Annotated in this window: 14 protein-coding genes; 4 read left to right on the top strand and 10 right to left on the bottom strand. The window is 66.0% G+C overall.

All coding sequences use genetic code 11. From position 1 onward, the window contains the following. Window positions 1–15 precede the first annotated feature (15 nt). Window positions 16–780 (bottom strand): SDR family oxidoreductase, encoded by a 765-nt coding sequence (locus tag ACV22W_RS08960; protein WP_448018837.1) that lies wholly within the window; start codon window positions 778–780, stop codon window positions 16–18. Between the two features lie 676 nt (window positions 781–1,456). Here ACV22W_RS08960 and ACV22W_RS08955 point away from each other — a divergent pair. The 3 genes from ACV22W_RS08955 (at window position 1,457) to ACV22W_RS08945 (ending at window position 3,395) form a co-directional block, all read left to right on the top strand. Beyond that, window positions 1,457–1,747 carry a DUF3331 domain-containing protein gene (locus tag ACV22W_RS08955; RefSeq protein WP_044847789.1) on the top strand — a complete coding sequence of 97 codons (291 nt, stop codon included), beginning with the start codon at window positions 1,457–1,459 and terminating at the stop codon, window positions 1,745–1,747. A 144-nt stretch (window positions 1,748–1,891) separates the two neighbouring features. Further along, window positions 1,892–2,878 (top strand): oxidoreductase, encoded by a 987-nt coding sequence (locus ACV22W_RS08950; protein ID WP_448018836.1) that lies wholly within the window; start codon window positions 1,892–1,894, stop codon window positions 2,876–2,878. 214 nt (window positions 2,879–3,092) lie between these two features. Then, entirely contained in the window at window positions 3,093–3,395 is a 303-nt protein-coding gene (locus ACV22W_RS08945; protein WP_448018835.1) for a DUF4148 domain-containing protein, read from the top strand. 186 nt (window positions 3,396–3,581) lie between these two features. Here the strand turns inward: ACV22W_RS08945 and ACV22W_RS08940 are convergent, their stop codons facing one another. The 7 genes from ACV22W_RS08940 to ACV22W_RS08910 form a co-directional block, all read right to left on the bottom strand. Next, entirely contained in the window at window positions 3,582–4,778 is a 1,197-nt protein-coding gene (locus tag ACV22W_RS08940) for a TauD/TfdA family dioxygenase (RefSeq protein WP_448018834.1), read from the bottom strand. 22 nt (window positions 4,779–4,800) lie between these two features. Then, window positions 4,801–5,757: an alpha/beta hydrolase gene (locus tag ACV22W_RS08935; RefSeq protein ID WP_448018833.1), complete on the bottom strand. Its 957-nt coding sequence runs from the start codon at window positions 5,755–5,757 to the stop codon at window positions 4,801–4,803. A gap of 50 nt (window positions 5,758–5,807) precedes the next feature. Then, on the bottom strand, window positions 5,808–6,296 hold the full coding sequence (locus ACV22W_RS08930; RefSeq protein WP_448018832.1) for a thioesterase family protein: 489 nt from the start codon (window positions 6,294–6,296) through the stop codon (window positions 5,808–5,810). 6 nt (window positions 6,297–6,302) lie between these two features. Next, a complete protein-coding gene (locus tag ACV22W_RS08925) occupies window positions 6,303–7,268 on the bottom strand; it encodes an L-carnitine dehydrogenase (RefSeq protein WP_448018831.1) in 966 nt (321 codons plus the stop codon). A gap of 86 nt (window positions 7,269–7,354) precedes the next feature. Next, window positions 7,355–8,284 carry a BKACE family enzyme gene (locus ACV22W_RS08920; RefSeq protein ID WP_059534240.1) on the bottom strand — a complete coding sequence of 310 codons (930 nt, stop codon included), beginning with the start codon at window positions 8,282–8,284 and terminating at the stop codon, window positions 7,355–7,357. Window positions 8,285–8,382: 98 nt separating this feature from the next. Continuing rightward, complete coding sequence (locus ACV22W_RS08915) at window positions 8,383–9,336, bottom strand: choline ABC transporter substrate-binding protein (protein ID WP_448018830.1); 954 nt, start codon at window positions 9,334–9,336, stop codon at window positions 8,383–8,385. A 317-nt stretch (window positions 9,337–9,653) separates the two neighbouring features. Further along, window positions 9,654–10,625: a LysR substrate-binding domain-containing protein gene (locus ACV22W_RS08910; protein ID WP_448018829.1), complete on the bottom strand. Its 972-nt coding sequence runs from the start codon at window positions 10,623–10,625 to the stop codon at window positions 9,654–9,656. Window positions 10,626–10,760: 135 nt separating this feature from the next. Here ACV22W_RS08910 and ACV22W_RS08905 point away from each other — a divergent pair, with 135 nt between their 5' ends. Continuing rightward, window positions 10,761–13,061 (top strand): NADP-dependent malic enzyme, encoded by a 2,301-nt coding sequence (locus ACV22W_RS08905; RefSeq protein ID WP_448018828.1) that lies wholly within the window; start codon window positions 10,761–10,763, stop codon window positions 13,059–13,061. 262 nt (window positions 13,062–13,323) lie between these two features. On the opposite strand, the gene ACV22W_RS08900 is transcribed toward ACV22W_RS08905, so the two are convergent. Together ACV22W_RS08900 and ACV22W_RS08895 are read right to left on the bottom strand one after the other, a co-directional pair. Continuing rightward, window positions 13,324–13,893: a YdeI/OmpD-associated family protein gene (locus ACV22W_RS08900; RefSeq protein WP_448018827.1), complete on the bottom strand. Its 570-nt coding sequence runs from the start codon at window positions 13,891–13,893 to the stop codon at window positions 13,324–13,326. 145 nt (window positions 13,894–14,038) lie between these two features. Then, window positions 14,039–15,166 carry an aminotransferase class V-fold PLP-dependent enzyme gene (locus ACV22W_RS08895; RefSeq protein WP_448018826.1) on the bottom strand — a complete coding sequence of 376 codons (1,128 nt, stop codon included), beginning with the start codon at window positions 15,164–15,166 and terminating at the stop codon, window positions 14,039–14,041. Between the last annotated feature and the right edge of the window lie 17 nt (window positions 15,167–15,183).

Raw genomic sequence — 15,183 nt, 5'->3', positions numbered from 1 at the left:
GCCGGTTGGACGCATTCAGTTCGACCAGCCGCCATCGATCAGGTGAATCGCGCCGGTCGTGAACGACGCTTCGTCCGACGCGAGATACAACGCGAGCGCGGCCACTTCGTCCGCGGTGCCGATGCGGCCCATCGGCTGGCGCGCGACGAACGCCTCGCGCACGGTGTCGGTCGACACCTGGCGCGTGCGCGCCTGCTCGGCGATCCGCTGTTCCAGCGACGGCGACTCGATCGTGCCCGGGCAGATCGCGTTGCAGCGGATGCGCTGCTCGACGAAATCGGCGGCGACGGACTTGGTCAGGCCGATCACGGCAGCCTTGGTGGTGCCGTAGACGAAGCGGTTCGGCACGCCCTTCACGCTCGACGCGGCCGACGCCATGTTGATGATCGACGCGCCGCCCGCCGCCAGCATCGCCGGCAGCAGCGCGCGGATCAGCCGGTACATCGACGTGACGTTGAGGTTCAGCGAGAACGCCCACGCGGCATCGTCGCAATCGAGGATCGAGCCGTGGTGCACGAACCCCGCGCAGTTGAACAGCACGTCGAACGCACGCTCCTGCGCGGCGAGTGAGGCGACATCGCCGGCATCGGTCACGTCGAGCCGCCGCGTGGCCAGCGTGCCGCCCGCGCGTTCGGCGTCGGCCGCGAGTTGCGCGAGCGCGGCTTCGTTGATGTCGGTCGCCAGCACGTCGGCCCCCTCGCTTGCGAACCGCAGCGCGGTGGCGCGCCCGATGCCCTGCCCGGCCGCCGTCACCAGCGCGCGCTTGCCCTGCAATCTCATGAGCACCACTCCTGTAGAAGCCGGCCGAGCCGACCAATTGGCACAAAGGACTAAAGGTCCAACCAATAATAGGAACAGATTCCGGATTTGTCACGATCGCGTGATTCAGTATTTTCCCGAACGGGAGAATCGGGCCGGCGGGCGGTGCGACGCACGTCGGTTACGTCCTTTTCCGATTCCGGAGATCACTCACTTTCCGCGCAAAGCCAATGCCGGCGCAGGTTTGCGCCGGACTCGGGTGCCTGTGTCGCGCCGCCGTCGCGGCGAAACTGACAAAAAAGTCATGTTCCCGTCAGGGTGTCAACGGGGGGCGCGCGCGATCATGGCGTTGCCGGACCGCGCTTCCCGGACCACCGCACCCCGCCCGTCGCAGATCCGTGACGGGCCCCTCCGTCCCCCGCGGTGTCCCCGTGACTGAGCGAGCAGACACGGTGGCGCGAGCCGAGTTTCCGCCCCGGACGTTCTCGTCCGGGGCGCTTTTGTCGTTGGTTTTTCAAGAAAATGCGCGTCGATTGTTTCTAAATCGGCAAAAGGTAATTTGAGCCAGACAGGATGTTTTTTCCGGTCACAGACGCTTACATTTAGCGCACCAATCATGGAAACCGCTACGGAATCGCCGTCGGGTAGTGACATCCACTGCCACGGCCGAAACCGCACGAGCTTTAGGAAACGGCAAATGAAGGCCTCCAAATCCCTGCCTGTGCTCGATCCCGCCGACGTCCACGTCGAAATTCTGGAACGCTCCGATACGCTGCTCGTCGTCCGCTGGGTCGAACCCGGCCGCTGTCACTACGGCGAACAGCGCTGGCGCCGCCGCTTCGCGCAGCGCACCGGCACCTGCGCGCTGTCGCGTCAGGTCATCCAGCGCGGCGACGAAGTCTTTCGCCCGGCCGAGCGCCCGGCACCGGCAAACGCGGCCGCGATGATCTCCGCCGCCGAAGTGCTCGCCCTGGCCGGCAGCCGGTAACGCCCGTCGCGCGACACGCAAGCCGGCCTGGAACCGCCGGTCTAGTTCCCCCGCTTGTCTGCCCCGCCCGCGCGGACTATCGTTACAGCATTCAATGTAACGATTACACGTCGTGGCGCACCGGCCGCGCCGATGGAGGCAGACATGCATGCATGGAGCGCGCACCACGTCCCGGCGCAAGGTGGCAAAGTCGCGGTCGTGACCGGCGCCAACAGCGGGCTCGGCTGGCAGATCGCGGAAACGCTGGCCGCCAAGGGCGCGACGGTCGTGATGGGCTGCCGCGATGCCACGCGCGGCGCGCAGGCCGCCGATGCGATCCGCCGGTTCCATCCCGCCGCCCGGGTCGAAGTCGATCCGCTCGACCTCGCCGATCTCGCGTCGATCCAGCGCTTCACCGCCGACGTCTCCGACCGCCACGGCCGCGTCGACATCCTCTGCAACAACGCCGGCGTGATGTTCCTGCCGCTGCGACACACGCAAGACGGCTTCGAGATGCAGTTCGGCACCAACCACCTCGGCCATTTCGCGTTGACCGGGCACCTGCTGCCCGCGCTGCGCGCCGCGCGGCGCGCGCGGGTCGTGACGATGTCGAGCGGATTCAACCGCGGCGGCCGGATCCGCGTAGACGACCTGCGCGCCGAGCGCCGTTACAACCGTTATCTCGCGTACTGCGACAGCAAGCTCGCGAACCTCGTGTTCGCGATCGAGTTGCAGCGCCGCTTCCAGCGCGCGGCGTTCGAGGGCATCAGCGTCGCCGCGCATCCCGGCTATGCGGCGACCAATCTGCAGTTCGCGGGCCCCGCGATGGACAGTTCGCCCACGCGCGCCGCGTTGATGCGCGCGGCGAACCGTTATCTCGCGCAACCGGCCGACCAGGGCGCACTTCCTGCGATTCACGCGGCGACGTCGCCCGACCTCACCGGCGGCTCGTACATCGGACCGTCCGGCTGGTTCGAGTCGCGCGGCCTGCCGGCCCCGGCAAGCGTGCCGCGCGCGGCGCGCAATGTGGCGACCGCCGCGCTGCTGTGGGAGGCCTCCGAAACCGCGACGGGCGTGCGTTTCCTGAGTTCGGGCATGGTCGCGGGTCGCCCGCCCGTCACGCCGTTCGACACGTCGGCCGAGGTGCGTTGAATCACGCACCGCTCGCCTCGACATTTGTCACGCTTATTGCACTTGCAGAAATGAAAGCTTGGTGAAAGCCTGATTGAACGGCCCACTGTTACCAGTCCGGAAACAATCTATCATCAAAATCAGCGTTTACCCTGAACCACCCGGTGACTAAGATTTAGTCAATCGCTGCAGACATGGTGTCGAAAGCGAACCCAATAAAACACCGGAGGTCATCATGAAATCGCTCGTTTCCGCAGTTGTTGCCGCTGTCGCCCTGTCCGCTTCGTTCGGCGCTTTCGCCCAAAGCACCGTGACCCGCGCACAGGTCCGCAACGAACTGGTTCAGCTCGAACAAGCCGGCTACAAGCCGGGCGTGTCGAGCCCGTACTACCCGAACGACATCCAGTCGGCGGAAGCGCGTGTTCATGGTGCCGACGCCAGCGGCTACGGCGCGCAACCGGCTCCGGTCGTCCACTCGGGCGCCCCGGTTGCCGCAGCGTCGTCGAACGCGCGCGACTCGGTCTTCTTCGGCCAGTAAGCCGACGCGCCCCTGGCGGGCGCATCGCGCGACGAAGCTGTTCCCGGACGAGCCCATGATGCGGGCTCGTCTTTTTTTGTGAAACGCATACCTCCGCCGCCCGGCAGCGGGTGGCTTCGCCCGGGCGCACTGCGTCCGGGCGCTTTTTCCGCGGCGAGGTATGCGACGCGATGCCGTATGCGCCGGTCAACGCCCCGTGGCCGCAGCAGGCGCCGCGCGCGACAGCACACGCCAGCGCGACAGCAGTTCGTCGCGATCGACGTAGCAGCCCTGCAGATGCCGGCGGCCCGTCGACGGATCGAACTCGGTGCGCGCATGCAGCACACGCCGGTTGTCGAATGCCCACATGTCACCCGCCCGCAGCCGGCGCTGCACCCGGAAACGCGGCTCGCGCGCGAGCGCGAGAAACCGCCGGTACGCGCGGTAGATGGCCGCGACCGATCCGGCCGGCGCATCGAGCGGCCCGCGCAGGAAGTTCGCGACACGCACTTCCGTCACGTTGCCGCGTGCATCGAGCCCGATCACCGGCGCCGAGCAGCGGTAGTCGCTGTTCGCGCTCTTGTTCCAGAACTCGAACGGCGTCGAGGCAAGGTATTCGAAATCGGCCGGATAGTCGCGCCGCAGCGCTTCCGCCAGCGCAAAGCCGTCGAGAAAGATGCTGTCTCCGCCCGTTGCGTCGTTCGCGAGGCAATGCAGGAACTGCACGCCCGGCTGCAATTCACGCGTCGGCAGGTCGGTGTGCGGCGGCAGGTTGAGCGAGGTATAGGCATTGCTGTCCGGTCGCGGCTTCGATTCGACATCGAACAGCACGCCGAAATTGCTTTCGCGGATCAGGCCGATACGACGCGCGATCTGGTCGACCCGGCCGCGTTCGGCCGGCACGCCCTCGACGAGCGTCAGTCCCGTGCGCTGCAATGCGGCGAGCCACGCACGCAACGCGCCGTCGTCCTCCATCACGTCACGCCACGCGAACACGCCGATCGCCGTCGCATCGTCGCCGGCCCACACGTGCCGCCCGTGCGCGGCCTGGCGTTCCACGCGCGAGGCATCGTCGTATGCATGCGCGCGCAACCATCCGGGCGACCAAGTGCTGCGATGCCCGTCGTTCCACTCGACGTGCAGCGCGCCGTCTGTTTCGACATGCACGGTAACCGCCGACAGATCCTCGCGCGCGTCGGCGATCTCGAACACCTGTTCGCGCGTGAGCGCATGCACGCACTCGGCACACGCGCAGTTGTCGCGCAGCCAGTCGAAGTGAAACGGCGATCGTCGCGTGTCGCTCCACTCGACTTCCACCGCTCCATCGCCGATCGTCGCCGCCGCAATGGCCGCGTCGGCGGAAAAGGTCCGCCAGTCCTCGATACGCTGTTGCGCTGCCTGCATCGTTGCCTCCCGGAAACGCCCGCTACGCGTGTGGTGCGAGCAGAAACCCGCCGATCATCCGGTGCATCCGCGCCGCCTGCGGGCTCGTTCCGAGCGCGCGCCAGCAGCCGTGCACCAGCCCCTCTCCCCTCCAGTAACGCGCGGCGCCGCCAGCCGCAAGGATCCGTTCGACGTAGACGCGCGCATCGTCGCGCAGCGGATCGTGTTCCGCGCCGATCGCGAGCACGGGCGGCAGCCCGTCGAAGCGCGACGCCGCGAGCGGCGCCGATGCGCGCAGCAGCGGATCGTCGTTCAGCGCGGCTCCATCCGCATCGCCCCAGTACAGCGCGCGATAGCGATGAACGTCGTCGAGCGTCAGCATCGGCGCGTGCGCTTCCGTCTCGCGCGCCGGCGATTGCGGTTCGATGCCGAGCATCGGATACACGAGTGCGATCCCGTCGATGCCGCCTTCACCCGCGTCGCGCAGCGCGGTCGCGACGGCCGCCGCGAGATTGCCGCCCGCACTGTCGCCCGCGAGCGTCAGCGGTCGTGCGCACGAGTTGAACGGCCAGTCCGCTACGTCGCGCGCGGCGCGCGTGACGGCCAGGCAATCCTCGAGCGCGGCCGGCGCGCGGTGCTCGGGCGCGAGCCGGTAGTCGACCGCGATCACGGCAAGCCCCGTGTCGGCCGCTAGTTGCGCGGTGATCAGCCCGTGACTGTCGAGCGAGCCGACGACGAAGCCGCCACCATGAAAGAACAGGACGGTGCCGCGCGGCTCGCCCTGCGCAGGCGCGTAGCGCCGCAGTGCGATCGCGCGCCCGTCCGATGCATGCCACGCGGCGTCCTGCTGCACGATGCCGGGCGGCAGCTCGGCCGGCGTCCATGCGGCCGCGAAGCGATCGTAGACGCGGCGTTGCTCGACGGGCGATCGCGCCGCCGCATCGGCCGGATACCACGCGTCGACGGCTGCAACGAACGCCGCGATTTCCGGTTCGAGCATCGTGTGCACTCCACGGTCGAAGGTTGAACGTTGAACGTTGAACGTCGACGCTAGCGGCGCGGCGGCAGTCCGATCACGCGGCCCGCATACGCGGGCGCCACGCAATCGCGTTGCAACGCATGCAGTTCGGCCACGCGCGCGGCGACGTCGTCGTCGAACGGCGCCGATTTAGCGCCGTCGCGCGTATCGACGTGCAGCAGCATCTGTTCGCTCGCCGACACCGCGCCGTCATGGCCGTCCGCGAACAGCTCGAGATACAGGTGCAGCCGCTTCGCGTCATGCGCGAACACCCGCGCATCGACGCGCACGCGCGTGCCTTCCTTGATCTCCTGCAGATAGTTCACGTGCGCTTCGAGCGTATAGACCGAGCGGCACCGCTCGCGACGCGCGGCGTCGTCGAGACCGATGCGGTCGAGCAGCGCATCGGTCGCGAAGCTGAAGATCAGCAGATAGAACGCGTCGCGCAAATGGCCGTTGTAGTCGACCCACTCGGGCCGCACGACGTCGTGGTAAATCGTCAGCGGGGTATCGCCGGTCATGTTCGTTCAGTCCTCGAATCGCATCCCGTGCCGCGCCTTCACCGCGGCGATCGCCTTCAGCACCTCGGTGATGCACTCGTCGCGATAGCGTTCGAGTTCCTTGATGCTGCGCGTGCCCTGCTGCTCGCGCGTGCCTTCGACGACGCTGTCGATCAGTTCGTCGGTCAGCTTCGGCGCGACCAGCTTCGTCCATGGCAGTTCGAGCGCGGGGCCGAACTGCTGCATGAAGTGTCGCATGCCGGCATCGCCGCCGGCGAGCGTGTAGGTCAGGAACGTGCCCATGAACGACCAGCGGATGCCCGCGCCGAAGCGGATCGCATCGTCGATCTCGCCGGTCGTCGCGACGCCTTCGTTGACGAGATGCAACGCCTCGCGCCACAGCGCTTCGAGCAGCCGGTCCGCGATGAAGCCCGGCACCTCCTTGCGCACGTGCAGCGGCCGCATGCCGAGCTTGCGATAGATCGTCATCGCCGCCTCGACCGCTTCCGGCGACGTGCGCGCGCCGCCGAGCACCTCGACGAGCGGCAGCAGGTAGACCGGATTGAAAGGATGGCCCACCACGCAGCGCTCCGGATGTGTCGCACGCGCGTAGAAGTCGGTCGGCAGCAGCCCCGACGTCGACGACGCGATGATCGCGTCGGGCTTCGCCGCGCGGCTGATCTGTTCGTGCAGTTCGAGCTTCAGCGTCTCGCGCTCGGGCGCGCTTTCCTGGATGAAGTCCGCGTCGGCGACGCAGGCCTCGATCGTCGACTCGAAGCGCAACCGCGCGGGATCGGCGCCCGGCGCGAGGCCGACGCGTTCGAGCGCGGGCCACGCATTCGCGACGTTCGCGCGCAACCGCTCCTCGGCGCCCGGCGCGGGGTCCCACACGACCACGTCGAGACCGTGCGCGAGCGCACGGCAAATCCATCCGCTGCCGATCACGCCGGTGCCGATCGCGGCGAACGTCTTGATGTCGGTCTTCACTGCCATGTCACGCATCCTTCAAATCGAGGGAAATCGGACGGCGACCGCGCCCGTGCGCGCCGCCGCATTGAATCGGAATCAGCCTTGAAAACTCACGCGAATTCGGTCACCGCGCGGCGTTCGAGCGGACGCTCGCCGCGCGCCGGCAGGCCGAGCTTGCGACGCCCTTCGGCCGGCGTCAGCACGCGGCCGCCGAGGCGTTCGACGATTTCCCGCGCACGCTCGACGAGCGTGCCGTTGGTCGCATGCACGCCGCGATCGAGCCAGATGTTGTCTTCGAGGCCGACACGCACGTGACCGCCGAGCAGCATCGCCTGCGCGACCATCGGCATCTGCATGCGGCCGATCCCGAAGCCGGCCCAGTGCGCGCCCGGCGGCAGGTTGTCGACCATCGCCTTCATCGTGCCGGTGTCGGCCGGCGCGCCCCACGGAATGCCGAGGCACAGCTGGAACAGCGGCGGATCGTCGAGCAGCCCTTCCTTCAGCAACTGCTTCGCGAACCACAGATGGCCCGTATCGAAGATTTCCAGCTCCGGCTTCACGCCGAGTTCCTGGATGCGTTTCGCGCCGGCGCGCAGTTGCGCGGGCGTCGATACGTAGATGTAGTCGCCGTCGCCGAAATTCAGCGTGCCGCAGTCGAGCGTGCAGATTTCCGGCAGCAGTTCCTCGACGTGCGCGAGGCGCGTGAGGCCGCCGACGAGATCGGTGCCCTTGCCGAAGCGCATCGGGTCCTCGCCCGGGCCGATCTCCAGATCGCCGCCCATGCCGGCCGTCAGGTTGATGATCACGTCGACGTCCGCCGAGCGGATCCGGTCGACCACTTCGCGGTACAGGTTCGGGTCGCGGCTGCCGCGGCCCGTCTGCGGGTCGCGCACGTGGCAGTGCGCAACCGTCGCGCCGGCCTTCGCCGCTTCGATCGCGGCGGCCGCAATTTCCTTCGGCGTAACCGGAATCGCCGGATGCTTGCCGACCGTGTCGCCCGCGCCGGTGACCGCGCAGGTGATGATGACTTCGTGGTTCATGCTGAATGCCCTCGCTTGATGCTGTTCGTGTCGCTCGTTTTCCGTCGTACTGCAGATTATTTGTCGCTGCGCGCCGCCCGATCGCGGCGCGCGGGCCGTTACAGGCCGAGATACGCCTTCACGGCAGGCAGGCCGTCCTTGCCGTCGAACGTCTTGACGCCGGCGAGCCAGGCATCGAGCACCTGCGGATTCTTCTTCAGGTATGCCTTCGCGGCGTCGGCCGGCTTCGTCTTGTTCATCACCGACTGCATCAGCTGGTTCTCGAGCTGCGTCGTGAAGCGCAGGTTCTCGACGAGCTTGCCCGCGTTCGGGCAGCGCGAGATGAAGTCGGGCGCCGTCAGCGTGTACACGCGCGCTTCGCCGTAGTTCGGGCCGAAACTCGCATCGCCGCCGGACAGGTAGTTCATGCTGATCTGGATGTTCATCGGATGCGGTTCCCAGCCGAGGAACACGACCCACTTCTTCTCGCGGATCGCGCGCTCGACCGTCACGAGCATCCCCGCTTCGCTCGATTCGACCAGCTTGAAGCCGCCCAGACCGTACTGGTTCGTGTCGATCATCTTCTGGATCGTCGCGTTCGCGCTGCTGCCCGGCTCGATCCCGTAGATCTTGCCGTCGAGTTCCGCGCGGTGTTTCGCGATGTCATCGAAGGTCTTCAGGCCGGCCTGGTATTCATAGCTCGGCACCGCGAGCGTCGCCTTCGCGCCCGACAAATTCGGCGGCTCGACCACGTTGATCGACTTGCTGTCGAGGAACGGCTGGAGCTGCTTTTGTTGCACCGGCCACCAGTAGCCGAGCGAGATGTCGAGTTGCTTGCTCTTCAGGCCAGCGAACGAGATCGGCACCGATGCGATCGTCGTCGTCGGCTTGTAGCCGAGCCCTTCGAACACCGTCGACGCGAGCGCCGTGGTGGACGTGATGTCGGTCCAGCCGATGTCCGCGAAGCGTACGTTGCGGCAGGTCGCCGCATCCGTTTCGGCGTGCGCCGCGGTCGCGAATGCGCCGGTCGCCAGCACGGCCGCGACGAACGCGGCGATCTTTGTCGACTTCATGGTTTCTCTCCCGATTGGACCGATGTCCGACGGGTTCGCGGAGTGCGTCCCGGCCTGCATCGTGGGAGTAAAAGTAACGAGCCATATTGGTCGAAAGACGACCGGCGGCGACCTTTTCTTGCCTAGTTGCGACTATGAGTGGAAACCACTATGCGCGAGCAATGGCTTGTGCGGCGGGGGTTTGAGGCGAATTTCGGCGAAGCGGGGGTTGTCCGGATGCGGCGTGATGGATACCGGCGGAGCGTGCTTCGACGGTGGCGCCGGAACGAGCGTGATGTCGATTCCGGCCGGGCCGGTGCGGGCCGGCGCCCGACACGTTATCGCGGTACCTCGACGTAGGTTTCCCTGCAGATCTCGCGCAGCGCCTGGACCAGCAGATCCCGCGTCGGCGCATGCGAATCGGCGGCGCGCGTAAACAGCGCGATGGGCGGCAGCGTCCAGACCAGCGAGTAAGGCACGATCGCCACGCCGGCGATGCGCACCATTTCTTCCGCGATATCAGCCGGCACGATCGATACGGCGTCGTCGCTCGACGCGATCATTTCGCCGATCAGCTTCGACGAGTAGCTTTCGACGATCGGCACGGGCGGCGCGATGCCGGCCGACAGGAACAGGTCGGTCACCTGCTCCCGCATCGGTGTATGCGGCGCGCCGAGAATCCAGTCCAGCTCCCGCAGCTTCTCCCAGTCGAGCTTCATGCGCGCCAGTTTCGCGGCGAGGCGCCGGCTCGCGATCATCCGCGGCTGCTGCTGGTACAGGACTTCGAAGGAAACCTGCCCCAGATCGATCGCCGACGACGCCCGCCCGATCACGAGATCGACGCTGTGGTCCTTGAGCTGGAGCAGCAACTGGTCGCTGGTGCCTTCATGGATCGTCACGGTCAGGCGCCGCTCCATCCGGGATTGCAGCCGCTTGAGCGCCGCCGACAGCATCTGTCCCGAAATAAACGGAATCACGCCGATATGCAGGTGAGCCGCGTGACCGGCGGCGACCGCCTCCATCTCGCGTGCGAGATGGTCGAGGTCCTTCAGCATTGCCCTGGCGCGCTCGAGCACCACCGAACCGAGCGCGGTCGGCCGCATCCCGCGCGACGAGCGCTCGAACAGCGGCGTGCCGAACATGCTTTCCAGCTCGGACAGCGCATTCGTGACGGCAGGCTGGCTGCTGGCCATGTGCTCCGCGACGCGCGTCAGCGACCCGTGCTGCTGGATCTGCAGCAACAGCATCAGGTGCCGCATCTTCAGGCGCGCACCGAGCCGCCGGACCACGTCGTTCGCGTCGAATGTCATTGCCGAACCGCCATACCATCATGAAAAAGTGATGGACCGATATTAAAACAGAATCATCTCCTTATGGCCGATCCCTAGAATCACCTCATGGATCGCGTCGGGACTGGCCTGGCGCGCACGCCCGGACCCAAAAACATGAAACAGACAGAGACTCAGCAGCAGGCCGCGTACGACTATCACGAGTTTCCGACCCCGGGGAAGATCTCCGTCGTCGCCAGCAAGCCGCTCGTGACGCAGCGCGATCTGGCGCTCGCCTACACGCCCGGCGTCGCCAGCGTGTGCGAGTCGATCGCCGCCGAGCCGCTGAACGCGCATCGCTTCACGAGCCGCGGGAATCTGGTGGGCGTCATCACCAACGGCACCGCCGTGCTGGGTCTGGGCAACATCGGCGCGCTCGCGTCGAAGCCGGTCATGGAAGGCAAAGCCGTGCTGTTCAAGAAGTTCGCGGGGATCGACGTGTTCGACATCGAGATCAACGAGACCGATCCGGACAAGCTCGTCGACATCATCGCCGGCCTCGAGCCCACTTTCGGCGGGATCAACCTCGAGGACATCAAGGCGCCGGAGTGCTTCACCGTCGAGCGCAAGCTGCGCGAGCGCATGAAGATTCCCGTATTCCACGACGACCAGCACGGCACCGCCATCACCGTCGCCGCCGCGTTCATCAACGGGCTGAAGGTGGTCGGGAAGTCGATTTCCGAGGTGAAGGTCGTGACGTCGGGCGCCGGTGCCGCGGCGCTGGCCTGCCTGGACCTGCTCGTCGACCTCGGGCTGCCGGTCGCGAACATCTGGGCGACGGATATCGAAGGCGTCGTCTATCGCGGCCGCACCACGCTGATGGATCCCGCCAAGGAACGCTTCGCGCAGGAAACCGACGCGCGCACGCTGTCCGAAGTGATCGGCGACGCCGACGTGTTCCTCGGGCTGTCGGTCGGCGGCATTCTGAAACCGGAAATGCTGAAGGCGATGGCCGCGCGCCCTCTGATTCTCGCGCTCGCCAATCCGACGCCGGAAATCTTCCCGGAACTCGCGCATGCGACGCGCGACGACGTCGTGATCGCGACGGGCCGCTCGGATTTCCCGAACCAGGTCAACAACGTTCTCTGCTTCCCGTACATTTTCCGCGGCGCACTGGATGTGGGCGCAACGACGATCACCCGTGAAATGGAAATCGCCGCGGTTCACGCGATTGCCGGCCTCGCGCAGGAAGAGCAGAACGACATCGTCGCGGCGGCCTATGGCGGCGATGAAGTGTCCTTCGGTCCGCAATACCTGATTCCGAAGCCGTTCGATCCGCGCCTGATCGTTCGCATCGCGCCGGCCGTGGCCAAGGCCGCGATCGAAGGCGGCGTGGCGACGCGCCCGCTCGCGGATCTCGACGCGTATGTCGAGCAGCTGCAGCAGTTCGTCTACCACTCGGGCGCGTTCATGAAGCCGCTGTTCGCGACCGCGCGCCAGCTCGTGCGCGACGGCGGCAAGGCACGCATCGTGTTCACCGAGGGCGAGGACGAGCGCGTGCTGCGCGCGGTGCAGGTCATCGTCGACGAGAAGCTCGCGCGTCCGATCCTGGTCGGGCGTCCGGAGGTGCTGCTCGCGCGTATCGAGCGGTTCGGCCTGCGCTTGCGTCTCGGTCAGGATGTCGAAGTGACCAATCCGGAATATGACGAACGTTTCCCGCAATACTGGACGACGTATTGGGAATTGCGCTGCCGCGACGGCATCTCGAAGGAAATGGCGCGTGTCGAAATGCGGCGCCGCCTGACGCTGATCGGCGCGATGATGGTACGGCTCGGCGATGCGGACGGGATGATCTGCGGGACGGTCGGCGAGTATCACAATCACCTGCGGTTCGTGGACGAAGTGATCGGCAGGAAGCCCGATGCGTCGACCTACGCCGCGATGAACATCCTGCTGCTGAATCAGCGAACGGTCGCGCTGGTCGATACGCACGTCAACGACAACCCGGATGCGGAGCAGATCGCGGAATTCACGATCGCGGCCGCGCGGCAGATGGAGTGGCTGAATCTTTCGCCGAAGGTTGCATTGCTGTCGCGGTCGAACTTCGGGTCGGGGAGCGCGGCTTCGGGCGTGAAGATGCGTCAGGCGCTGGAAATCATTCGTGCGCATGCCCCGGACATCGAGGCGGATGGCGAGATGCACGGTGACTGCGCGCTCGACGAGGCGCTGCGTGCGCGGCTGCTGCCGATGTCGCCGCTGAAGGGTGCGGCGAACCTGCTCGTGTGTCCGAACGTCGATGCAGGGAATATCGCCTATAACCTGCTCAAGACCGAGGCCGGCAGTAACGTTGCGGTCGGGCCGTTCCTGCTGGGCGTCAACGCGCCGGTGAACATCCTCACGTCCAGTGCGACCGTGCGACGGATCGTGAACATGACGGCGTTGACGGTGATCGAGGCGAATCGCAACGCGGCCGCGTAATTGCGGTCGATGCGGGGTCGGCTACGGCCGACCTCGTCGGTCAGCAGGTTGCGGTCTGCACCGCAACCGGCGCGGACATCGCTCTGGTCGACGAGATTCTTCGGACGATCAACGAATCGCCGCATGAAGCGTACGCGAGCAGACACAAGTTCGATGTTTGTTGCAGGCACAACCTTTCCCGCGCATGAAGGCTGCCGTAACGAAGCGGCCATCAGAGATTCGATGCCCGCGTTTCGCAAGATCTCCATCAGAAGCACGAGTTTTACGGATGGAAGGTTTCACCGCGGTTCAGCATGTCGACGAATTCCGCGATTTTACGCGCCCGTGTTTCCGGCTTTTTCGCATTCTGTATCCGGAACAGGATGGCATAGCGGTTGCGGCTGTTCAGCGTTGCAAAGAACGCCTTGGCTTTCGAATTTGCGTCCAACGCCACCTGCAGGTCGTCCGGCACGGTCGAGTTGCTGGCCGACGTATAAGCAGCCTTCCAGCGGCCGTCCTGCCGCGCCTTCTCGATCTCGCGCATGCCGGATGCACGCATCCTGCCTGCGGCGATCAGCGCTTCGGCCCGGTCCTTGTTGAGTTTGGACCAGATGCTCTTTGCTGAGCGCGGCGTGAAGCGTTGTAGCCAGTACGTCTCGCTCTCAGCCTGTTTTTGGCCATCGATCCAGCCATGGCAGAGCGCGCTTTCCAACGCCTGGTCGTAGGTGACGGTTCGGTGCGTGGCACCCTTTTTCGCCAGACGCAGCCATATTCCGCTCGAAGTTCCGCCGTTTTGCGCCAACCAGCTTTCCCATTCGGTTTGACTGGCAAATGTCAGAGCGCATTCGGTCATGTCACTGTCCAAAATGGTCGAGTACGGGCGCGGGAAACCGTCCGCAGTCCAACAGTGCTTTACGAACGGCAACGTCCGGCTTGTTTGGGTCGGAAGCCGCCGCCGGATTTGGCGGCTTCCGACCTCGGCCGATCGAAAACGCGAGCTACAGGACGCGTTCCAACGCGTCAGCAAATCGCCCGACCGCCGCATCGACATCATGCAGCTTGTCGAGCCCGAACAAGCCGATCCGGAACGTCTTGAAATCCGCCGGCTCATCGCATTGCAACGGCACGCCGGCCGCGATCTGCATGCCGACGTCGACGAATTTCTTGCCGGACCGGATGTCGTCATCGTCCGTGTAGCTCACGACGACGCCCGGCGCCTCGAAGCCTTCCGCCGCCACGCTCCGGAACCCCTTCTCGGCCAGCAACGCACGAATCCGCGTGCCGAGCTCGAGCTGTTCCGCCCTCACCTTGTCGAAGCCGTACGCTTCCGTTTCCTTGATCACGTCGCGCAGCGTCGCGAGGCTGTCCGTCGGCATCGTCGCGTGGTACGCGAACCCGCCGTTCTCGTACGCTTCCATGATCTGCAGCCACTTGCGCAAATCGCACGCAAAACTGGTGCTGGTCGTCGCATCGATTCGCTCGCGCGCAAGCGGACTCATCATCACCAGCGCACAGCCAGGCGACGCGCTCCAGCCCTTCTGCGGCGCACTGATCAGCACGTCGACGCCGCTCGCCTCCATGTCGACCCAGATCGTCCCGGACGCAATGCAATCGAGCACGAACATGCCGCCGACCGCGTGCACGGCGTCGGCCACCGCGCGCAGATACGCGTCGGGCAACATCATCCCGGAGGCGGTTTCGACATGCGGAGCAAAGACCAGATCCGGCTTGTGTTCGCGAATCGCGGCGACGACTTCGTCGATCGGGGCCGGCGCGAACGCCGCCTGCCTGCCCGGCTCGACCGGACGCGCCTTCAACACGATCGACTCGGACGGAATGCGGCCCATGTCGAAAATCTGCGACCAGCGGAAGCTGAACCAGCCGTTGCGGATGACCAGACACTTCTTGTCCGTCGCGAACTGGCGCGCAACGGCTTCCATGCCGAACGTCCCGCTGCCCGGAACGATCGCCACCGCCTTCGCGTGGTAGACCTTCTTCAGCGCCGCGGAAATATCGCGCATGACGCCCTGAAAGCGCTGCGACATGTGATTGATCGACCGGTCGGTGTACACCACCGAATATTCGAGAAGCCCGTCACGATCGACATCGGGAAGTAAGCCTGGCACGTTCGCCTCCGGTAAAG

Source organism: Burkholderia sp. AW49-1, assembly GCF_053427845.1.
The sequence above is the reverse complement of the archived record's forward strand: the minus strand, read 5'-3'. Positions and strand labels throughout refer to the sequence as shown.